Below are 23,452 nucleotides of genomic sequence, written 5' to 3'. Positions count from 1 at the left end.
AGCACCGGCTGGATGGCAAAATTCAATCAGGCATGGCGAATGGAACCGACCAACTGGAACGTCGGCCAATTTTAATTCTCGAGCGACGCACTCACAGGTGATAACCGCACGAGCGTGGCAATCGTCAAACCGAAAACGAAGAGCAACAGACCGGACGGCTCGGGAACGCCGGCCGCAGCCGTTCGTGGACCCAACTCATAACCGCCACCGACGAATGCGTAAACCATATCGCTCGTATCAAATAGCATACTCCCGTCCCAGTCACCTTCCGACCAGGTCGCCATGGCACCCGACTCGTACTTGCCACTCGCAAAGACCTCGACGAGATCACTGCTGTTGAATTCAAGGTCGAGATTAGCATCTCCCGCAAAGGTGTTCTTGTGTACATTGATCCAGATGCTGCGATCTTGGATATCGATGATGAGATCACCGTTCTCATCGAATGTTGCCAGACTGTCGTTCGGAGTCTTCATTGCGATCGCCTGGGCATCAATATCTGACACGTCGACGATACCGTCTCGGTTATAGTCGCCGCTGGGTGTGACCACGACAGGTTCGGTGGTCAGAAATCCTCCGAAGGCCGCCTCGGGCCCGCCAAAGTCCCATTGGGGACCCTGGTCGTCGTAGAGATAAAACAGATACTCCGTGTCGAGATCGTAACCAGCGTCCATGGCTGCGGCAGTCAATACGTACTGACCCGACGCCTCTTCAAGTTCGACCCAACTAACGCCGTTCGCGGCCGCAAAGGGTTGGCTGACCTGGTGATTGGGATCCGGCTTGAGAGCACGTGAATCGTTTGTGTTTTCTTCTCGAAGGGAGAGATCAAGTAAGGTTCTACCGACGCGGTTGTTGAATCGAGTAGCCCGTTCGCTTTCCGGAACACCCAGCTCATTGGTCTCGTGAATCGCTGCGTCATAGACGACCAATCCACCTGATTCATCGGTTGCAAATTTACCGCCTTCGGTATGCACGATGAGCATCCAGTCTTCCGAACTTGCCAACACCTCGCGCAGGCGACCGTTCGAGTAACCGAGTCCCTGTAGAAAGTCATCCGATTCACCACCGTTAGCCCAGATTCCACCCCAACAAATAATGGAATCACCGTGGGCAGGATTACCCGATGTGCCTGAGGTTTTCGTGATGTTATAGAGGTGAGCCTGAGTCACGTCATATTCATTGCCATTCACGACGATGCTGTAATCCATCGTATTATTGGGATAGATCGTGAACTCTGCGTGCCCCGATACCTTGGGATTCCCATGAGGAACAAAGCCTGGAACCATCGTGTTTGGATTGCCACTCAGCGGAGCATAAAGGGTAACTGGGTCGGGCTGTCCTGGCGGATCGGGCGGCGTCGCTGGAAGTCGACTTGTGAGGTAGGAGCCAACGGAGGCAGCCTCCGCGGCGTTCAAAACATCATCGTAAATGACCAAGTCCGAAAGATTGCCAACGAAGTTGTACCCACCAGAATTACCACTCCCATCCTGCCACCCGAACAGCTGAAGCACTTGTTCGCTCAGAACGTTGTAACCTCCGTCCGAAGGAATGTTCAGGTTGAACCCATTGGAAAACGCTTCGTGTCCCGGTTCACCATGGAAGTAGTTCGTCTGAAATACGGAATAGCTGCCATTCAAGTAGTCAATGCTGTTGCCACCCTGGGTTCCACTGCCACCCCAGAGTTCAAAATTTCCGTCGTCGATCTGGTGATCCATTTGCGAGCCTTGCGAACCGGACGTCCCAATCGAATAAACGTATTGCCCCGAACCACTTCCGAGTGAACCATTACGACCGGGATCGTAGTAACCCACCCAAAAGATCGTTGCCGCCGTCAACCCCGAGGGCAATGGTCCTCGCAAGGTCTGGTTGTCGCCGGAGAAATCGTTGACCTCAATCGCCCCGAGACCTTCCATTTCAATACCGTTAAAGCGAATATTCGCTGGGTCTGTTCCATTTGCAGAGAGGATGAAGCTGGCATCATTATTGGCCGTCCAGCTAAGCACCTGACCCAATGCGTCGAGCTCGAGCGTCGCATCACTTGCTTCGAAGTGGGCGACCAGATTCGCGGAGGAAACGGGTGGCAAGTCAGCGTGCACCACAGCAACAGGTGCGAGAGCGATCACCTTGACGGCGAGCAAAACGCGAATCCAGGAGGTCATATCGCAAGCTCCTTCATTCAAGGTCAAAACTCACAGGAGAGCCTGGCATGCGACTACCAACGACAGGTTGAATAGTCCCGATCAGCGTATCTTCGTTCGATGAACGATTGAATAAGAAAATAGAAAAAACAAAGTCATTGTTGAAAAAATCAGATGGCGGAAACTGCAGCCACTCGACGAATACCCTTTAAAATCAGGCTTGATCCAGATCGCGAAGAGAGTCACCCAAATCGAGGAGACTCCGCCATTCCAACAAAAAAACCGATCCTCTGCGGACCGGCTTTTTGAGTCTCAAGGAGAGCTATCTCTACGATCGCTTGATCGTCTTGTTGCGAAATCCATAAGCAAGACCGCAGAGAGCTAACACCGACCAAATCGCTACGGTCGCCGGCTCAGGTACAATCGTCAAAGAGCCTCCCGTAGTCGCGTCCGGGAAAACATAAAGGGACACATTGAACCCCAAAAAACTGTTGTAGGAGGAGACAACGACTGATTCAACCCTCTCTACCATCAACTCACGTCATTCTCGTTGAAACGGCATGAGTTCGCACTTAGCAACAAGCCCGAATCGGTAGGCCGCTGTCATCCTGGAGTAAAACTCGGTTAACTTTTCGCAGGAAGAGCCGGAACCCATCGTGCCCCGGGTGTTTCGCGATGCAAACCTGTTCCGCCTTCACGTTTGCTCAAGTGCGCTTGATCTCATCAGACGCATAAACAACGACTCGATCCGCACCTTCATGGTCACCCAAACCGAAATGGCCTCTTGGATCACAGGACGATGAATCGCTGCAGTTAATAACCACACCGCGGCGGCGTGTTTCCTCCCCCTGCGGTGACAAATCTATGAGCACCGACTACTTCACGCTCCATTTGACGTTTGATCGCAGTGCAAACAGGCGCACGTGTCGCCGAAGATCTTTCGTACGACCTGGCTTGATTCGGAAGACGATTTGCTCGGGGAACGACTCCAGAACGTCGTAGCTAAGGCGATCGCCACCGGAACCACGCCAGGCGAAAACGAGCACAACTTGATTCTTCAGGTCAACCTTGGCCGTAATCTTCTCGAGTTCGTCTTTTGCGAAATACTTGGCCAGATCTTCCTGCTTGCGAAGTACCAGTGGCTTGCCCCGGCCCGCGTCTTTGAACACCGCTTGGGTCGGTTTCACATCGGTGAGCTCTTGAATCGGCTTGGCTTCCGGAATCGAAGTCGCTGATGCAGCAACTGTCACAAGTGACAAGCAAACAAGTGACAATAAAAAATATCGATAGGTCATGATCCGATTTTCCTGGGCAATGAGATGTTTCGTCCGGTGAATTCTAGGTTGTAAAGACTGCTGTGCATGCAGGCATGTTTTCAACATCGTTAGGACGCCAGCCACTCTTCGAAAGTTCCATCGCTGAGCAATTTTCTTCAGGCGATTGCAAGTGGGGTAGCATGAGGCGGGCAAAAATCACCTAGGTCGTGAGGTGAGAGGCTAGGTCAATCTTCCCGACACTCGAGAAACCGACCGAAATCTAAAATTCCGCGCCGTTTAAGGTTGCTCAAGGGAACCGCAATCACTTACGACCCGTCATTGCCACCTCGCATACCCGCAGATTATGCAAGCCAGGCGAGCGAGAAAAGATTCCCGACACCTTTTCGTGTCACGATTTCGCGATCCACCAGACAACGGGTTACAATGGGCGGCGCGCGAGCCGGGGCATAAGTCCCCGTATCTGCTGATCGGTAACCTTGGCTCGATTTACCTGCCGCGGCCTCACAAGATGACGACTTACCACCCTGTCCGAATCTACCTGCCCATCGTCACGATGCTGTTGTGTCTCACGTCGTTCGGGCAATCGCGGCGGGCCATCTGCGACGACGTTGCTCATGATAAAGCGAACAGTCGCATCAGCTACGCGCAACACATTCGGCCGATCCTCATCTCCCGTTGTTTGCGCTGCCACGGCTCCAACAACCAGGAGGCGGATCTGAGACTGGATATTCGCGTTTCCGAGCGAGTCGTCTTGCCGGGCGACGCCGACAAGAGTGAACTCATCCGCCGTGTGATATCAACCGACGACGACGAGCGTATGCCGCCGGAGGCTCACCCACTCAGCGACGAAGAGCTCGCGCTGTTGCGACGTTGGATCGACGAGGGTGCCACCGGACAACCTGAAAGGCCCCCGGTCGCGTCGGATCATTGGGCATTTCAGCCGATTAGTCGACCGGCGATTCCAGCGGTCAAGAATGCGGCATGGCCACAGAACGCGATCGATCATTTTGTTCTCGCTCGCTTAGAACACGACGGACTCAGACCCTCGCCCGAGGCCGCACCGGAAACCTTGATCCGTCGACTGTCGTTGGATCTGCTCGGACTCGCACCAACGTGGGCCGACGTCGCATCATTCGTCACCGATGACGTCCCCAACGTCTACAAGCGTCTCGTCGATCAGCTCTTGGTGTCGCCACACTATGGCGAACGTTGGGCGCGCCACTGGCTCGATCTTGCTCGTTACGCTGACAGCAGCGGTTACGAATTGGACCGACCGCGCGAGATCTGGCGTTACCGAGATTGGGTGATCGGTGCGCTGAATCGCGACATGCCATTTGACGAGTTTGTTGTTGAACAGCTCGCCGGCGACCTCATCCGGAATGCCAGTGTCGAGCAACAGATCGCCACCGGGTTCCACTGCAACGCGATGCTCGATCCCGGTGTTCGCTGGGAATCGGTCATCGATCGTGTCAACACAACCGGCAGCGTGCTACTTGGTCTGACGCTCGAATGCGGACAATGCCACGATCACAAAACCGACCCCCTTACGCAGCGCGAATATTACCAGCTCTATGCGTTTTTCAACGAGGCAGCTGTTCATCCACTCGATTTAGGGCCCCCCGAGCAGATTGCGCAGCGTGATTCGATTCAAGCCGAGATTGATCAACTCGAAAAACAGCTTGGCAAGAATAGCTCATCGGACGAAGACGCCGAGCGATCCGATCTCGAAGCGGCTATTACCAAGCTCAAAGAACAAATGCCAAAGATACCTACGTCACTGGTAATGAAGACGGCGTCGCAACCGACACACATTTTCGTGCGCGGCGACCACGCTCAATCGGGTGAGCAGGTCACTCCGGCAGTGCCGGAGTTTTTGCACTCGCTCCCAGAGGCCGAATCGTACGACCGGATGGATCTGGCCGAATGGATCGTTAACGAGCAAAATCCACTCACGGCTCGTGTCACTGTGAATCGAGTTTGGCAGCGGTACTTCGGTCGAGGGTTGGTCGACACCGTGACTGACTTTGGCATGCAGACCCCGCCGCCGACACATCCCGAGCTACTGGATTGGCTGGCCAGTGAATTCATCTCCAGCGGCTGGAGCCTCAAACATCTGCATCGCCTGATCGTCACATCGGCAACTTACCGCCAGTCATCGGCCCGTCGGCCTGATCTTGCTCTCGTCGATCCAAGTAATCTTCGGCTCGCCCGGCAAAGGCGGTTGCGGTTGGAAGCGGAGATCATTCGCGACGTTTCGCTTTCCGTCAGCGGTCTGCAACAACACCGCATTGGTGGGCCGAGTGTCTTTCCCTATCAACCCGACGGCATTCTCAACAATCGGGCCACGCCAGCGACATGGACGATCAGCGAAGGCGAGGACCGCTACCGACGCGGCCTGTACACCTGGGTCTGGCGACTGACACCACATCCGATGTTGCCGCTGTTCGACGCACCGGACCTGGTCACCGCCTGCGCGGGTCGCGATCGGTCGAATGTTCCCGTCCAGGCGCTCACACTGCTCAATGACCCGGCGTTTGTCGAATGTGCTCGTGCGCTGGCCACGCGCGTGCTGGAAGAGGACGCGCCGTCGGACGACCAACGGCTTGTGTCGTTGTTTCGTCACTGCCTCTCACGTAATCCCCAAACCGAAGAGCTCGACATCGCGAGAGAGTTGCTCGCCGAACAGGTGGCCACATTTGAGACCAGACCGGAAGACGTCGCGGAGGTTGTCGGGTCAGCGGCGCTGCCAAGTGTCTTGCCATACCGCCAGGCTGCTTGGATCGCCGTGTGTCGCGTCATATTGAACCTGGATGAAACGATTACTCGTCAGTAAGGACCGCATCAGCGTGCAAGAATTCTGCCAAAGCCGCCGTCAGTTTTTCGGTACGACCGGGCTGAGCCTCGCACCGTGGGCGCTTGCATCGTTGCTAGGAAATGAAGTCCAGGCCAACGAATCATCCAACACCGTCCGAGCGCCACACTTTCCCGCACGTGCTAAGTCGGTCATCTTTCTGTTCATGATTGGTGGGCCGAGTCAGATCGATCTGTTCGACCCCAAAAAGGAATTGATCCGTCGTTCGGGTGAGCCGATGCCCGAATCGTATCTGCGTCCGGGCCAGTTTGCGCAGATCCAAGAGAAACGTCCCAGCTTAATGGGCTCACCCTGGCGATTCGCTCAGCATGGCCAATGCGGCGCGACCGTCTCTGAATTGTTGCCACACACCGCCGCGATCGTTGACCAACTCGCGTTCGTCAAAACACTCAAGACCGACGACACAAACCACATGTTTGCCGAACTGCAAATTAACACAGGTTCGCGGCGGTTCGGCAACCCAAGCATCGGCAGTTGGGTGACCTACGGACTAGGCAGCGAAAGCAAAGACCTGCCTGCCTTTGCCGTCTTACGAACGGGCATGCGTCCGCGCTCGAAGAGTGCCAACTACGACAACGGCTTTTTGCCGTCACGCTATCAGGGCACTCCTTTGCGTTCATCCGGTGATCCAATTCTGAATCTTTCGAGCCCGCCCGGATTTTCTGCCGACCAGCAACGCGAATCCATCGACGCCATCAATCGACTCAATCTGTTGAACCTGCAAACGACGGGCGACGATGAGATCGCCGCTCGAATCGCATCCTACGAACTTGCATTCCGAATGCAGACTGCCGCACCCGAGCTGTTGGATCTTTCACAAGAAACAACCGAAACGCTCGACATGTACGGCGTCGAGGATCCCGGCCGATCGTCGTTTGCCCGTAATTGCCTGTTCGCGAGGCGGTTGGTGGAGCGAGGTGTGCGGTTCGTTCAGCTTTTCCATGGTGACTGGGATCACCACACTAACATCGCCGGCGGTCTGCCGCACCAATGCAGGCAAGTCGATCAATCGTCCGCGGCGCTCGTCACCGATTTGGCCAATCGCGGACTGCTCGACGAGACACTGGTCATCTGGGGCGGCGAACTCGGCCGCACGCCGGTGGCTCAAAAAGCAACGATGCCCAACGGTGCCGTAGGTCGCGACCATCAGATCGACGCCTTCACGATGTGGATGGCCGGCGGCGGCGTCAAACCTGGTCAAACGATTGGCGGTACCGACGAACTCGGTTTCCTGCCAACGACCGAATCATGGCATGTGCATGACCTTCAGGCCACGATCCTGCATGCACTCGGCATGGACCACAGCCGGCTCACCTATCGTTACCAGGGCCGCGACTTCCGTCTGACCGATGTGCATGGCAACGTCAAGCATGAGCTATTTGCTTGAGGTAGCTCATCAATCGCGAAGACCGAGAGAATGTGCCGGAAAAGACATTTGAAATCCCTTGCAACAAGTCTCGTACCCCCTATCAAACTCTTGGTTCACGCCACCGTTTACGGTCGCTCGAGACGGACCGAAATGTCGTCGGGAGTCGGGCCGGTTCCACTCCAGCCGTCGAGCTTGGCCATGTCGACACCGCCTTCGTCCGTACCATTGAAGCCAAGCGAGTAGATCAGGACGCCATTTTCGAGCCTCTTCAACTGAAACGGTTTGCCAGTAAACGCGTCAACCAAGGGCTCACTGACCAGCGACTTCAGGGGTTCGAGCGACTCCGGATAGGCCCCATGCTCGAAGCGATAGAGCTCGGCCGCCAATCCCGCCTGCACCACCCGTCGTCGTGTCTTTGGCCGTGACTCCACACGGCGCAAGTAACGGGATGAGATTTGTTCGAAGTACATTTGGGCCATAAATTCCGTCAGCTGCTCCGACCCCTCCTTCGCCCGCTCAATCAAGATCGTCGCATACTTTTCCGGATCCAGCTGCAGCTCAGAATCCTCGTAGGCGATCAGCTCCTGACTTCGCTCGGGCGAGTTGTAAAGATCGTGTTGCTCGTCGAAGAGGCGATTGACTCGCCGCATCACCTCGGACCAGTCAAGCTCTTGAATACGCGATAAGGCAAGCTTGTCGAGGTCGGCGAGCTTGGACAGTTGTCGAATCGTCTCTTCATGATGAAGAGCCGCAAATTGAATCGCGTCCAACGCCTGGTAACGCAGCTCGACGTTCAGCAACTCCATCGCCTGGCGTGGCGCGGGAAGCTGTTTCAGCAAGAGCAAGTACTGTTCACATTCCTCTTTCGTTAATTTGCCAGACTCCACCATATCCAGGTCGGCCACGCTGGCCATTTCCCCGATGGCCATGCCCATGATCCATTGCATCAGATTACCCTGGCCGCTCAGCGAACCGATGCGATGAATCGCCTGCAGGTCGGATTGGGCGGCCTTGATATCTGCCTCTCCAATTCGCAGTAGAGCTCTTCGTGACAACATCCGCGCCAGCTCTCGACCGTACTGGGCGGAATCCGTACCCTGAAGGCGCGACAGCGGAGCAACGCTCAGTCTCATATTCGAAGTGAGCATCGCACCAACAGCTGCGCCCAGCTTCTCCCCAGGATCCTTGGATTGGAGCTGCTGATCAAAAAAGTCCTGGATCTCTTGGATGCGTCTCGCGTGTTCCTCAGCAGAGGTCACCTGCGGCACGTAGTTGTGCGGTCGTTTGGAAGCGTCAACTAATCGATCTAGCGCCATCTTGCGCATGTCCAACCACCGCGCCTCGTGGGGGAACTTGTTAACCGTCCAAGGGCCACGTGAATTCATGAAGGATTCAGATGCCTTCTGCTCTAACTCAGAATACTCGTTCCCAGATCGATAGCCTTGCAGAAATGGCTGCTCTGGATCGGCCGTGATCGGCTGGATACCAAGGCGGTGCCAAAAGTCGGTGAGTAAATCGTGGCGAGACTGTGGCGGACCAAACTCCTTAAGTAGAGCGACCGTCCAGTTTGTCTCCGCGGTCACACCTTGAGAATATCGCTGATTGATCGCCTCCAGATAATCAACATGGCCCAACTCATCCAGCGGCTCCGTGATATGAGTCACCTGCTTGTCGGGACGAATCAGGACCTGACCGTTCGAATCGCAAACCATCACCACGATCGCAGCGAAAACCGTGAGGCTGCGAATCGACACCAGAATTTTCTTGCAATCCACCTCAATCAAAACAGGTGACCTCTCAAATTTTCAACGGGCTAAAGTTGTTGCTGAACTTGCTATTCGCTTGGGATCCAAAAATCTTGTCGTTTTATGAAAAGTGATCAGTTTTTTACCCGCTCGCTGTCTTGCCCCACGACCCGTCCTCGCCTTGCATTTCGAACATCAATCGAAGTGCGGCGTCGGTATCAGGTGAGAGTTTTTTGGTGACGTGAGTCCCATTCGGCCAGTCCTCCTGCGATGTAGGCCATTTGCGTGGGATAAATACCGCTCATTCGTTTTTCGTGATCCTTTTCTTTCAACTTGTCGCATGCCTCGACGTAGAAGTCCCGCAATTCAGCGGAAGGTTGACCAAGTTGCTCCGTTAACGCGGGGCGACTTAGCACATACGCACCGCTTGTATGTCAGGCAACACAGTTGCGTCGGTTCCACCAAGCGGCATTACCCTTTTCGATGGAGTCTGCGGCCGCTTGTAAAGACACTTGCTCGAGTTTGGGTTCATCTGCAGTCGCCGCTGAGATCGTGATCTCGTCCGATTCGTATTGGTTCTTCTGCTCGGCATCTTGACCCCAAGCAACGGGACCGACGGCGATCGTCGAAATTAGGATAGCACCAGTGATGAGACGACCATTTGATACGGCCATGTCAGGCTCCCAGGAATGTCACGAATTGGCATCGCCCATTCTAACGTTCTTGGCATTGCAGAACATTCGGTCTTCCCGCGTTGACGTACAATTATCTTCTCTTTGGAGCAGGCATTTGGGTTGGTTTCTAAAGACGTTGGTGATGAACAACGTTTAAAACATGACAATTGGCCAGCGATTGATTAGGCTAATTCTCGCCGTCGTTCTGCTACTCACACTTTCTCATAGATCGAATTGGCACATGCACGACTTTTCGCGCCGACATCTGCGCAGGTTTCACCGTGGTCAAATCGAACGGCTGGAGGATCGGCGTGTACTCGATAGTACGGTCGTGTTCAATGAAATCATGTATCATCCGCCCGCGGATGAAGACGGCCAATTGGAGTGGATTGAATTACACAACCAGTTGGCGGTTGACATGGATATCTCCGACTGGCGGCTAGCCGGTGGCGTCGACTATGCGTTTCCCGATGGCACGATTGTACCGGGCCGCGGTCAGCTTGTTGTGGCTGCCAGTCCGGAAGAGATGAAAGCGACAACGGGTTTGGCGCATGTTGAAGGACCTTGGAGAGGGCGCTTGGCCAACGGTGGTGAGTTACTGCAGCTGTTCAACAACGACGACCGATTGATGAACACCGTCGAATACGGTGATCAAGGAGATTGGCCTGCTGCGCCCGACGGTAGTGGGTTCAGTTTGGCAAAACTACGATCCAATGCGGCAAGTCACTCACCGCAGAATTGGTCCTTTAGTTCCGAACCGGGTGGCACGCCCGGCCGCATGAATCGTATTGAGCCAGATAGTTTCCGAATTGAAACGCTGCTCGCAGAAGGCGCGCCGGTTCGCGCTTGGGTTCCCAAGGACGGTCGCCTGGGGTTGGATTGGACGAAGCCTGATTTTGACGATTCGGCGTGGACACGTGGCAGTACCGGTGTGGGCTTTGATGAGACAAATGAAGACATACCGTACCTGGGTCTTGATCTTGACCAGCCGCCGGATGACCAGCCAGCGATCACCATGCAAGGTGTCGGTACGTCACTGTACGTGCGCGTGACTTTTGAAGTGACCACGGATGTCACCCAGTTTGAAAGTATTGATCTGCTGATGAGCTACGACGACGGCTTTGTCGCCTATCTGAATGGTATTGAGGTTGCACATGGCCGGGCTCCGGGCCGTGACGGCAACGAGCAGCGTTTGGACTGGTCATCGGTCGCCACCAGTTCTCATTCGGCTAATCATCAGATTCGTTTCGACATCACGCACGTTCGCGACTTGATACAGCCTGGCCAGAACATGTTGGCGATTCACGGCCTTAATCGTTCGGTGTCTAACATTGATCTGGTGATGCTACCTTCAATCGTCGCTCATGCGCGTCAGCAGCCAACCGTCAGATCGTCGTTGGTCCTCAACGAAATCGCGGCCGCGACCAGTGATTCTTTTTTTGTGGAGATTATCAACCTTGGCGACCATGCCGTGGACCTTGCGGGCGTGCGGTTGTTGTCGCCAGATGGAGTCGGTCAATCCTACGCGTTTTCTGCGCAAACGTTGCTGCCTGACGGGATGATTGTAGTGCGCGATACTGAAATGGGATTTCGACCGGCGGCAGGCGATCTACTGTTGTTGACTTCACCGGATGGCGGGGAACTTTTCGACGGACAGCGGGTCGCAGATCGACTCACGGGTCGGTCCGATGTTCATGGTGGCGTCTGGTATTTTCCCAGCGTGGCCACACCGTCTGCTGCAAATCAGTTTGCCTGGAATACGGACATCGTCATTAACGAGATCATGTATCATGCGGCAGCCCGGCCCAGGGTTCACCGCCGGCAGGCCGAGTTCCAATACACGACTCTGTTGCCGATGGATTCCGAGTGGGTTTACAACGACAGTGGGGCGAAGCTGGAACGTGACTGGGCTCAATTGAGTTATACAGCTGAGGATGATTGGTCGGTCGGACAGGCGCTGATCGGGTTCGACACGGTTGAATTTCCGTTCCCCTTGCAGACTCTTTTGACGTCACCTCGGCGAAACAATCCGCGGTTTCTTACCTACTATTTTCAGACCGAGTTCGACGTGCCGGCCGAGCTGGACCTTGATGCGCCTTTGGAGCTCATGTATTTCATCGACACGGGCGCCATTTTTTATCTCAATGGGGTGGAGATTCATCGGATTCGAATGCCTGACGGAGACGTCGATGCCGACACTAAGTCGTCCGGTTTCGTCAATCATGCCACGGCCGAAGGTCCCTTCCAGATTCCCGCGTCGGCGTTCGTGCCAGGCACGAACGTGCTGTCTGTTGAGTTGCATCTTGGATCAGCCTTTAGCAGGGACATCATGTTTAGCGCCTCCATGTCAGTGGCTAACTTGGTTCGTCCGAAGACTGATGCCGAACCGTTTGTGGAGAACGACGAGGAGTGGATCGAGTTCCATAATCGCGGCGTAGTTCCCGTCGATTTGGGAGGGTGGGAATTGAGAGATGCGGTACGTTTCGAGTTTCCACGACCGACGGTGATTGATCCGGGCGGATACGTGGTGGTGGCGAAAGATGCCGCGACGCTCGCAGAGAAATATCCTGACGTCGAGATCCTGGGGAACTTTCGTGGGGCACTTAGCAATCACGACGATCGCATCCAGTTGTTGGACGACAACGACAACTTTGTGGACGAAGTTCACTACTACGAAGGTGGTCGGTGGCCGGAATTCGCCGATGGAGGCGCATCGAGTCTCGAACTACGCGATCCTCGGTCGGACAATGCTCGTGCCGAGGCATGGTCGGCCAGTGACGAGTCATATCAATCGACGTGGACGAGTTACTCCTATCGTGAACGAGCGGCTACGGATGTCACCGATGTGGCCGCCCCGTTCAATGAATTCCTTGTGGGTTTGCTTGACGCCGGGGAATTTCTCATTGACGACATTGCGGTTACGCGTCATGGCCCGGATGGTGCAACTCAACTTATTCAAAATGGAACCTTCCAAAACGATGTCGTGGGCAAACCACCCGCGAAATGGCGAATCATTGGCAATCATCAAGGGCGTGTCGTTAAGGATCCGGAGGACTCGGGCAACTTGGCTCTGCATGTGGTTACCACTGGACCGCAAGCACATGTTCACGATCACTTGGAGACGACCTTTGTTAACGATGTGACGCTTTGGGACGGCTTAAAATACGAGATTTCGTTTCGCGCCAAATGGTTGACTGGGAATTCACAGCTGAACAGTCGACTGTATTTCAACCGTGTGGCCAGCACGGCGATTCTAGACGTTCCGCAGAAGACCGGAACTCCCGGCCGAACGAACTCCGTCAGGGAAAGGAACATTGGGCCTACCTATCGTCAGTTTGGGCATCAACCCAAGATCCCTACCGAAACGCAAGACGTTTCTATTTCAGTTGACGTGACTGATCCCGACGGTGTCAATACCGTCGATTTGCATTGGCGCATCGATGGGCAAGACGGCGGCGATTGGTTCATGTCGCCCATGGTAATGTCTGCAACGAATGAGTTTGAAGCATCGATTCCGGCGCAACCATCTGGAACGGTGGTTCAGTTCTTTGTCCGTGCGCAGGATACGTTAGGGCTGACCACCACATTCCCCGCTGGCGGTGCCGACTCACGCGCTCTCTATCAGGTCGACGAGGGACAGCGGCCTGTGGCTGCGATCGACCGTCTGCGGATGGTGTTGTTGAGTGAGGACACGGAGCAACTTTTTGCGGTCGTTAACCGTGTTTCAAATCGTTTTGTGCCGCTGACATTGTATCACAACGACGAAGTCTTTTACGACGTAGACGTACGGCTTGTTGGGAGTCGATTTATTCGTCCCAATAGTGGCTATAAGGTCAAGCTCCATCCCGATCGAGCGTTCTATGGTGTACACGATTCCGTTCGGTTTGATATCAATGGGCTTTCTGAGATCGTTAAAAAACAAATGATTAACCGCGCTGGTGGAAGCCAGACCAGCGCTTATGACGATATCGCGTACTTGATCTCTCCAAGGCATTCCGGCGGGATGCTATTGAATTTGGCCCGCTATGAGTCGCTTTATTTGAACGAACAGTTCGTTAACGGAAGCGACGGCACGAAATGGGAGTTGGACGTCGTAACGTACCCCATCCGCCCATCAGAGAAAATTCCGTGCCCCGATAATCCTCAGCGGGAATGTGTTGACCGCGAAAGCGTGAAGTCGGATACGGTGGTTAACGCCCGTGTCGATATCGCGGTGAACACCGAGGTGATGAGGCAGCGAGGTGATCATCCTGAGTTTCATCGCGGTCAATTGTTGATCAAAAACAGTCGTGTGAAAGATGATTTTGAACCGATCGTCGATTTGGCAAAAGCGATCCATCTTGAAGGGGATGAGTTGTTCGCGGCCACGAATGCGGTCATGGATGTTGATTTGTGGATGCGGCACTACGCCAACCAGGCCTATCTGGGGAATTGGGACACCTATGGCTTCGGCCGGGCGAAAAATCTGCGTCTCTATCTTCGCCCATCGGACGACAAATTTATTCCGCTCTTTTGGGACTGTGACTTGTGTGGTATTTCCACTGCGCCGTTGTTGATGGAGTCCGACAAGTTTTCTCGACTCGATGAGATCCGAGATATTCCTCATAACTTACGGACGTATTGGGGGCATATGCTCGACTATATGAACCGATCGTTTAACGAGGACTATGTCGCGCGGTGGGCGTCACACTACGGAGCCCTAACGAATGCTCGTGATTTCAACGACGTGGTGCCATTGATTCGGCAACGCAATCAAGATGCACTGGCTGAAATTGAGGCTGTGATTCCTCAAGTCGAATTTCGAGTTAGTACGCCTGATGGCTTGCATGCAGGTCAGACAGCAATAATTCAAGGACAGGGTTGGGTGAACGTGCGTCAGATTCGACTCACCGGTCGCCAGCAACCGTTAAGCGTTTATTGGCCGCAGACCGACACTTGGGAGACTGAGGTTCCCCTGATCTTTGGGGAGAATGTTCTAACGCTCGAAGCATTTGACTTCGAAGGAAATTTCATCGGGTCCGACACAGTGACGGTAGTCAGTGATGTACAATCGCCCGCGTTTAATTCGCTGCGAGTCAGCGAAATTCATTACCATCCAGCCGGTCCGACGCCCGCCGAAATGGAAGCGGGGCATACCGACGCGGATGACTTCGAATTCCTGGAACTGGTGAATGTTGGCGACACGACTCTCGATCTAAGCCTTGTCCAGTTGGCTCAAGTGACCATCGATGGCGAGCGGCAGGGGCTGGCGTTTGATTTCGCGACTGCCACGATCGATATTTTGAGTCCGGGACAACAGTTGGTGGTGGTCGAGGATATTGACGCGTTTCGTTCGCGATATGGCGATCACATACCCGTGGCTGGACAGTGGTCTGGAGGCCTGAGCAATCGTGGGGAAACGGTCGTGGTGACCTATCACGGGCAGACGCTGCAACGGTTCAGGTACGATCCTGCTTGGCATCTCGCGACCAACGGCGACGGTCCGTCTCTCCAAGCAATTGACGCTGCGGCAGCTGATCTAAGTCTCTGGAACAGTGCTGAGGAATGGCGGCCCAGTCGGTCTCCGATGGGGTCACCAGGTGCGGCAGACGAACCATTGGCGGGAGACTCAAACGCGGATGGCGTATTCGATATCGCCGATTTGACCAAGGTGTTTGCCGCCGGAAAGTATGACGACGGCATCGCAAACAATGCGACGTTTGCGGAAGGGGATTGGGATGGCGATGGCGATTTTACTTCGCAAGACATCGTCTTTGCCTTTACCCAAGGTCACTTCACGGTTAGCGAATTGGCCGCCGTGGTAGATCAACTTCACGCTGCCAGGAAACTCAGATTGAATTAGACGATTGCGGCACATGGTGGACACCGGTACTGGACTCATTAAGGAGTCGGTTGGGGTGTCTGTTTTGACTGCTGATCGGATCGTAAGACGTTATGAGGATTGTTCGTGATCAGCCGCGCCGATCGGGTACGCGGCGGCGAGGCCAATCAGGCAACCGCAACCGAGCAGCGTGAAAAACACAAGATATCCCGTCAGTTCACCCGACCAATGGTCAATCAATCGGCCGCCCAAATAGTTAATGACGATTTCGGGAATGAAGCCGACGAACGATACGACACCGATCGCGGTTCCGGTCATCGATCGCGGAATTTGTTCTTCTTCGAGTAAGGCAAAATAGATTCCGCGTAGCGCGAAGATGCCCACGCTGACGATCGAGATGTTCATCCACAGTAGCCATGCTTTCGCCTCACCTGGAGAGATCCAAGGAAGTACCGAAAACCCGGCGCCGGTCACCAGAAACGCGACCATGATGACTCGTGAGCTGCGCCAGCGGTCAGCCAGCAGCCCGGCCGAAATCGCTGCAACCGGACGAATCCAAGCCGCCGTTGTACTCAGTTGCGCACTGTGGATTTCGGACCATCCCCAAACGTCGTGCGCGAACTGAGAAAAGAAATCGAATCCTTTGTAGGCGGAATAGGCAGCCATGATCACCACGCCGTGCAGCCAGACAGCCCGCATTCGTATCACCTGTTTGAGGTTGCTGAACCTGCCGGATGAGTTAGTCGTCCGCGTGGCGGCAACAGCACGCTGAGATTCGGGAAGGCAGAACCAGACGAAGATGGCAGCCAGTAGAGTGCTTCCCGTGTAGAAAAAGATGATACTTCGCAAAGCGACCGTTCGCTGCAATATCGTCGCTTGGGATTCGGAGTCTGCCAACGGCAGTTGGATCGACATCAGCCAAAGTGCCAATGATGCCAGGATGGCGGCGATGATGCCACGGCCGCCGTCGAGGATGCCAAATGCCTCACCCTGTTTATCGGCGCCGCCCCATTCACGCGTGGCTCGCAACAGTGCACTCCAGAACGGCAGTATCGTAGAGGCTCCCCAAAACGCATAGAGCCACCTCAGCTCGCCCAGCGCGGGGATCGATGCGAGAAAAAAACCGGCCGAAGCCGTCGCGACGAGGGAAAACACAAGCAGTTTACGCGCCGAAAATCGATCCGCTAAGCCTCCTCCCAGTAGGTAGGAGAGCATTGCCACAATCCCATACGTCGTAAAGAGCTCCCCCAGTTGCGTCTGACTGATGTCCAGCACTTCGACGAAGGTCGGGCGGAAATAGCGGGCGATGTGAAACGGAAGTGTGAATACCGCTTCGCCAGCAAATAGCAAGCTAAAGATTATGATTCCGCGACGTGTACGAACATTCACGTGAGCGACCTGCTAGTTTGCGTTATTGGTCGGGCTAACAATGCACTTCTTTCCGATACGTCGGGTCTTGAATCGCCGGGCGGTCAAAGCGAAACGAGTCGATCCCATGTTTGGTACGGCGATCGAGAGCTAATTCAGAGAGAATCTTGCCCATCAAACTCGTAAACTTGAAGGCTGTTCCGGCTCCAATGAATACGGAGATCTGTGGGTGTTCTGGCAGTTGGCTGAGCACAAACTTTTGATCGTATGGGACAGTATACAGGCAGGTTTTCGTGTAAAGTTCGGGTCCCAGGAATCGCGGAAGATATTGCTCTAGAAATTTTCGATAGCGTTGTTGTCGCGTGGGATCCGGTTCAAAAGTCCGTGTATCGGCCGTCACTTCAGGGCCACCATTGTGTTGTCCCATCTTTGTGGCGACTTCACCGTAGACTGGGAAGCCGTAGAACGAATGTGCACCGTGCCAAATCCAAACGGGAAATCGATCAGGCGCGAATTCACGAAGATGCGGAGTCGAATAGTACGTGACCTGCTCCTGCGAAACGGTGATGGGCAAGTTGATTTTCAGTCCGTCCAAGAGTCGATTCGTCCACGCACCACTGGCGATGACAACACTGGCGGCGCGAAACGATTCTCGGTCGGTGGCAATCTCAACACCATTACCCACCGGACGGATTTCACGGACGGCCGTATTGGCGAGGACAGTTGCACCATGCGCTTGCGCCAGTACGGTGTGCACGGCATTTGACTTAGCCGCATCGATGAGCCCCGAGTCGGCTTGATAAATGGCTTGCTCACGGTCCGTCAATTGGAACTGCGGCCACCGTTGATTGACTTCGGGACCGGTCAGTTTATCGAAAGCGATCCCTTGTTCGGTCATGGCACGGACGTAGCCGCGCAAGTCGCGCACGCCGGGCTGGTCGACGTCACGCGATCCCATCTGTTCGATGACCACGCCACCGGTTTTCAACAACAGCGTGACTCCAGACTCGCCTTCAACCTCGCGCCATACGCCCAGAGCGGAGCGTGCCAGGTCTGCGTATTCTGGCTGATGTTGTGCGAGGCGAAAGATACGCGAATGATCCTGGGAGCTGCCTCGCATGTGGCCAAGTTCGAATTGTTCGATGCCCAGTACTTTCGCACCGAGGCGTCGCGACAGCCAGTACAAAGCGGCGCTACCGATGCCACCACACCCTACGACAATCGTTTCGTACTGATAATTCATCGGATTTAAACGTGCGGGGTAATTCGCCGGCCTCGTGAGCCACTCCATGCGGTCGTGGGCCAAGGGATTCTAAGAACGGACCGTTAAGGTTTTTTGTGACGCAACTTTTCGGCGTAATCCAAGTTCGCTGATTTTAAGCGTTCGTTTTTTCCAAAAGCCCAATGCTTCGTCATGTCGGGTGAGTAACGACTTGCCTCGGGTTGTCGGCCGAGTGCCTCTGCCATCGATCGTATGTGGTGCGGCGCAGCACCACAACACGCTCCCAAAAACCGAACCCCCATCTCATCCGCCTGCTGGGCGTATTCACCCATCTCATAGCGATTGCAGACAAACGGATCGAGTGCTGTGGGAAACGGCCGATCATCGGGGATACAGCTACAATCAGGGTCAGATAACGATTGAAACGTCGGAGATTCAGCAGTTGTGCGGTACGGGACCGGTAGTCCACCCACGTGGCAACTCACCGCGTCGCGAATCCGCGCTATCAGCGGCAGCATCGTCTGTGGGCCGCGAGAGCAATTCATACCCACGACGTCCGCACCAGCCTGTTCGAGTCTCTGGCATGCTTCGGCAATCGGAAGTCCGTCTCGCGTTTGCTCGTCGGCGTCAACGACGAGCATCACGGCGGCGGGTAAGTTGGCGGCCTTGATCGATCGAAGGGCCAATTCGGCTTCGCCGTGATACCGGATCGTTTCGGCAATGATGAAGTCCACATTGGCCTCGGCAGCCCAAGCAATCTGCTCGTCGAACATCTTGCGGACTTCTGCTTCCGCGTTTGCGTCCCCGGGCGAATAAACGTTTGTATTGCAAATATTACCTGCAACGAGTGGCCGGAAGTCCGCCTCGTCAGCAACCGAGTTCGCGATATCCAAGGCATTTCGTTGAAGCGACTCGAGCTGATCCTCCTTGCCGATCAGGCGTAGTTTTTCGCGGTGAGCATAATATGTGAACGCCTCCAGGACATCTGATCCAGCACGGAGGAATTCACGATGAAGTTGCGCGACTGCCGCCGGATGTTCGAGTACCACTTCAGGTACGAATGCGCCGGCCTGGAGGTACCCACGTCGCTCTAACTCGAATAGGTAACCTTCTGCACACAGCACCGGGCCTTCCGACAATCGATCGGTTAGCGATCGTCGCTCATTGTTGGTAGTCATTTTCTTCTCCGGATTGAATCCAGCTGGACAACGTGTTGTTTCAGAATAAGCGGGGTGTCCGTGCAGTTTGGGCTTGGAGTACCAGGCAGTTGGGATAACCTACATTTGCGACGGTTTCAACCGCCACAATCTTAGGAACGGAAGCGGTGAGATGGTTGTGCACCAAGGGCTTGCTAAAAGTGGATTAGCTTTCAAACGGATCGACTACCGGTGTGCTTGTCCTTGGTAGGTAAGAACGTGTTTGGTTGCTACTTGTCTGAGAGAATAGTATAGCATCCTGCAGGCCGAAAATCGGGAGCCCGATTGCGAATCCGGGAGGAAGTTTGGGATGGCCGCTTGGGTTACCGCGACAACGACACTTGCGTTTGGCTTCCTGATCGGCGAAAACGACATCCCTGGCGCTGCGCAATGCGGAAGCTGAAGGGGTCGGCTCGATTCGATAATGTCCGGCCATAAAGGCGGCGACGATGTCTTGATCATCGAATTCTCCGTCGCCATTCCAATCACCGTCCTGCCAGGTCGCGTTTTGCGGAATGCCGTCCAGATACTTTCCGCGTTGCATGACTTGCAATAGATCTCGTTCGTCGAAAACGCCGTCTAGGTTAGCGTCACCGGTCAGGACGGGCAGCGTGCCTGGTGTACCGTTGTGGGAACCGCTGGGTTGCCAGACCGACGCTTGGGACCAGTCATCCACGTCGTCCGAACGATCGCGTAACTCCAGAGAATAGCCGTTTCCGTCAGTAATCGGGTACCAACCATCGTCATAACGGACCTGCTGAACGATTTCTCCGCCGATCGCGAGAGCGATTGTTTCGCCACGGTTGCTCAATCTACCGGACCATTGACCGGCGACCTCAACCTGACCGTAACGGAATGCAAAGGCGTCCGTATCTTCGACGAGAATCAGCCGTTCGCCAGGCGACAACGTAGAACGGTTTGCCGTTGAGAAATCAAAGGCGACTCCCTCGGTTTCGTTTTCGATGTTCTGTTGCACGAGCTGCACATGACTGAGATCCACCGGTGTCGAAGAGACGTTGGTGATTTCCAAATACTCAAAATCGTCAGCGTCATCAAAGCCAGTCTCAATTTCCGCTTCCGTCGGTGGCGCCGGATGGTACATGATCTCACTGATCACAACGGCGTTACGACGATCGGTAAAGCTGGCTGTGGCCAAGGTGCTCCAAGAATCGCGGTACAAAGTACGGGCTCGAAGATTCTGATCGCGGATGTCATCGATCGGTCCGTCATACCTGATGGCTTGCGGCGCAACACCTGTGCTTGCAAGTTTCCCCAGCTGCAAGCGAGGAAGCAGGAAGGCGTTGGCGTTGTTTCGTGACTCGTTGAGAAGCTGGATTGCCAATACGTTTTTTCCAGGTCTTAACAGATGCAATGAATCGCTCAAGTCATATTCTTCGAACGAATCAGATAGCTGCATTGGTAGAATCGAACCCGAATCCCACGGGGGATTGGCCGGGGCATTACCACTGGCCAGTTCATGTCCATTCAGATGGGCGACGAATCCGTCATCGTATCTGACACCCAATTTGAGTACCGTCTGATCGGCCAGGTCGTCTACGTGGAAAGGAAATCGCAGGTAGGCGGTTGCGTTGACGCGACGCATCTGCGTGTCGATATTCAGGTCAATGTCAAACTCCGAGCGGTTGTCGAAGCCGACGGCGCCCTGACCTTCGAGCCAACCCGTATCGTCAAAATCAAGTTGCGTCCAAGTGTCTTGCAAGCGGTCATCCGCGGGGACGTGTACGTGCACCCGAGGAGACTCGCCAAGCAGCGACTCGTAGGAAATCACGGGTGCACTTCGCATGGGATCCGATTCATCAAGCGTGTAATAGATCTCGCCCCTTTCTAATCTCATTACGAGTGCCTGATCTTGCTCGACGAAACCACCGGTCGTTAGCTGATCACCGAGCCAGAAGGTCGGTGGTTTTGCCCAACGGAGAAGTCCGGCCTGATTCAATTGATGGAGCAGAGAGTCCGCCCGCTTCCAACCAGTTTGCGGTGCGTAAGTGTCTTTAATCCAATCAATGGATTCTTGCCAATCGTCTGGGGTGTATTGTGTGCTCCCCCGGCGAGCCGTTTCAGCGATGATTGATAGTTGGATTTCGTCAGCGATGGCATCGATGTCGTCGCGTAGTCTTTCGGGGGTAAACATGCCCTCATTGCGAAGAAAGAGGGCTGCCCGGTCGACCATCAGGTTTTGGATTTCGGAAAACTGCTTCCATCCCCGGTTGTGGTTCCAAAGGTTGCCCGGACCTCCTTGTTCAATCACGTTGGAATAGACCGGTGTCCGCAACATGACATCATTATCCCAAGAAAAGAATTGAAAGCCGGAACCAACGGATCGTTCCCGAGCGGCCATCCAGTTTTGCATATGATTCCAGTCCCAATTGTTGCCGCCAAAGAATTGAAGCAACATGTAGTCGACATAGCTTTGTACGTCGAGATATTTGCTTACCTCGGCGAATCCGTCGTCGATCGAATCGCGTAGAGCTTGCCAGGCATCTTGATCTCCATCCACTGGGCTTCCCGCATTCAATACGTCGTACCCATCCACGCTCTCGCCCGCGTAATGTTCCATGAAGGAGGCGTTGGGGCGCTCCATGAGGTTGCATTGACCCCAGTATTCACCGTTGAGATAGAGGTGAACGAACCGGCCGCGAGGTGACAAGTGTCCCATTTCCCTTTGACGTTCGAACGCCCAACGAGTCCTGACGTAAGACCCTTTGCCGCCGCCGGGAGGTCCGCCCCAGTTCATCGTGTCGTGTGAGCCGCTGCGCAGCAGCAATTGGTCGAACTCTACTGCGTTTCCCGGTTCCTCAAAGATATCGAACGCTAACAAGGAGGGTCCGTAGATGTCCTTGAAATCCAAACGCATTGATTTCTTGTCATAGTTAATACTATGACCACCGTAGTTTTCAACTCCGGCGTTGACCTGAAATCCCTCTTGTCCATCTGGGAAGATCAGCTCGATCGACGTCTCGACTTCCGTCCCGGCCAAACCGATGCCAAAGAAGGAGACTTCTTGGCTGGTGGTTAATGAGACCGTTGGCAAGGCCTTCAAGGAGTCAATCAGTTGCGGACCCCACACGTCGTCCTGTGTGATCACCGGAGAAAGTTTGGCTTGATCGACGACGTCCTCCAAGAACAAGTAGCTATGAGTCACTGAATTGGAAGGTTGATAGTCTTCCTTGAATGCCGCTGCACGAAGGGGCGTTGTCGCAGAAATTTCGATCGAATCTTGATAAACGACGGCGAACGGATTGTTGGGTTCAGGCAGCGATCCGTCGCGCGTGTAGTAAATGGTGGCCCCTTGGTGGTTGGGTGTTGATAACGACAACTGGAAGGGGGAATCATACAAGCCACGTCCCACTGAGAAGACAACGTCATCAACCGTGCCTTTCAGTAACCGTGTGTTTGACGATCCGGCTGTGGGACTTGCCATTTCCCCTTTCATGTCGGGATCCAGCACGATCACGGAATCGAGACTGACATCGAGTAGTAACTCGGGACTGTCAACTCGGTCATTGAACAGATGGAACGCCAGAACGTTAGAGCCGTTCACGAGCTCATCAATGTGCCCACCTAAGTTAATCTCGACTCGTCTCGCAATGTCGCGTTTCGAACGATTCTCGTCGGCCGTGCCAAGACTTCGAGGTAGGCCGGTGTAATTTCTGCGAGTGACTTCCGTACCATTCAAGTAGGCCACGAAACCGTCGTCATATTTGACCTCTAACATCAAGGAGCTGATTGCGTCGAGAGGTTCGTCGACTTCG

The 23,452-nt window shown here is 54.5% G+C and carries 13 protein-coding genes; 3 read left to right on the top strand and 10 right to left on the bottom strand.

What is annotated here, in order from left to right; translation table 11 throughout:
• Positions 1–71: 71 nt before the first annotated feature.
• From P8N76_11535 to P8N76_11525, 3 genes are all read right to left on the bottom strand, one after another.
• Complete coding sequence (locus P8N76_11535; protein MDG2382294.1) at positions 72–2,156, bottom strand: hypothetical protein; 2,085 nt, start codon at positions 2,154–2,156, stop codon at positions 72–74.
• 307 nt (positions 2,157–2,463) lie between these two features.
• A complete protein-coding gene (locus P8N76_11530; protein ID MDG2382293.1) occupies positions 2,464–2,667 on the bottom strand; it encodes a hypothetical protein in 204 nt (67 codons plus the stop codon).
• A gap of 343 nt (positions 2,668–3,010) precedes the next feature.
• The gene (locus tag P8N76_11525; GenBank protein MDG2382292.1) at positions 3,011–3,430 is read right to left on the bottom strand and encodes a hypothetical protein; all 420 of its coding nucleotides are present in this window, start codon (positions 3,428–3,430) and stop codon (positions 3,011–3,013) included.
• A gap of 367 nt (positions 3,431–3,797) precedes the next feature.
• Between P8N76_11525 and P8N76_11520 the strand changes: the two genes are divergently transcribed.
• Positions 3,798–6,245, top strand: coding sequence for a PSD1 and planctomycete cytochrome C domain-containing protein (locus P8N76_11520; protein MDG2382291.1), 2,448 nt, complete (start codon positions 3,798–3,800; stop codon positions 6,243–6,245).
• Positions 6,223–7,671 (top strand): DUF1501 domain-containing protein, encoded by a 1,449-nt coding sequence (locus P8N76_11515; GenBank protein ID MDG2382290.1) that lies wholly within the window; start codon positions 6,223–6,225, stop codon positions 7,669–7,671. Before P8N76_11520 ends, P8N76_11515 begins: the two co-directional genes overlap by 23 nt.
• A 107-nt stretch (positions 7,672–7,778) precedes the next feature.
• Here P8N76_11515 and P8N76_11510 read toward each other — a convergent pair whose 3' ends face one another.
• The 3 genes from P8N76_11510 to P8N76_11500 form a co-directional block, all read right to left on the bottom strand.
• On the bottom strand, positions 7,779–9,407 hold the full coding sequence (locus P8N76_11510; protein MDG2382289.1) for a hypothetical protein: 1,629 nt from the start codon (positions 9,405–9,407) through the stop codon (positions 7,779–7,781).
• Positions 9,408–9,616: 209 nt separating this feature from the next.
• Positions 9,617–9,814 carry a hypothetical protein gene (locus tag P8N76_11505; GenBank protein ID MDG2382288.1) on the bottom strand — a complete coding sequence of 66 codons (198 nt, stop codon included), beginning with the start codon at positions 9,812–9,814 and terminating at the stop codon, positions 9,617–9,619.
• Positions 9,815–9,832: 18 nt separating this feature from the next.
• Positions 9,833–10,072 carry a hypothetical protein gene (locus P8N76_11500; GenBank protein ID MDG2382287.1) on the bottom strand — a complete coding sequence of 80 codons (240 nt, stop codon included), beginning with the start codon at positions 10,070–10,072 and terminating at the stop codon, positions 9,833–9,835.
• A gap of 241 nt (positions 10,073–10,313) precedes the next feature.
• On the opposite strand from P8N76_11500, the gene P8N76_11495 reads away from it, so the two are divergent.
• Positions 10,314–15,914: a lamin tail domain-containing protein gene (locus tag P8N76_11495; GenBank protein ID MDG2382286.1), complete on the top strand. Its 5,601-nt coding sequence runs from the start codon at positions 10,314–10,316 to the stop codon at positions 15,912–15,914.
• Between the two features lie 90 nt (positions 15,915–16,004).
• Here P8N76_11495 and P8N76_11490 read toward each other — a convergent pair whose 3' ends face one another.
• The 4 genes from P8N76_11490 to P8N76_11475 all read right to left on the bottom strand — a co-directional run bounded on the left by P8N76_11490 (position 16,005) and on the right by P8N76_11475 (position 23,415).
• The gene (locus tag P8N76_11490; protein ID MDG2382285.1) at positions 16,005–17,282 is read right to left on the bottom strand and encodes an MFS transporter; all 1,278 of its coding nucleotides are present in this window, start codon (positions 17,280–17,282) and stop codon (positions 16,005–16,007) included.
• A gap of 34 nt (positions 17,283–17,316) precedes the next feature.
• Positions 17,317–18,504, bottom strand: a complete 1,188-nt coding sequence (solA, locus tag P8N76_11485; GenBank protein MDG2382284.1) for an N-methyl-L-tryptophan oxidase — start codon at positions 18,502–18,504, stop codon at positions 17,317–17,319.
• Between the two features lie 83 nt (positions 18,505–18,587).
• Positions 18,588–19,661: a homocysteine S-methyltransferase family protein gene (locus P8N76_11480; GenBank protein ID MDG2382283.1), complete on the bottom strand. Its 1,074-nt coding sequence runs from the start codon at positions 19,659–19,661 to the stop codon at positions 18,588–18,590.
• Positions 19,662–19,845: 184 nt separating this feature from the next.
• Positions 19,846–23,415 carry a CotH kinase family protein gene (locus P8N76_11475; GenBank protein MDG2382282.1) on the bottom strand — a complete coding sequence of 1,190 codons (3,570 nt, stop codon included), beginning with the start codon at positions 23,413–23,415 and terminating at the stop codon, positions 19,846–19,848.
• Positions 23,416–23,452 lie beyond the last annotated feature (37 nt).

The sequence above is a fragment of the Pirellulaceae bacterium genome, assembly GCA_029243025.1.
GTDB lineage: Bacteria > Planctomycetota > Planctomycetia > Pirellulales > Pirellulaceae.
The sequence above is the reverse complement of the archived record's forward strand: the minus strand, read 5'-3'. Positions and strand labels throughout refer to the sequence as shown.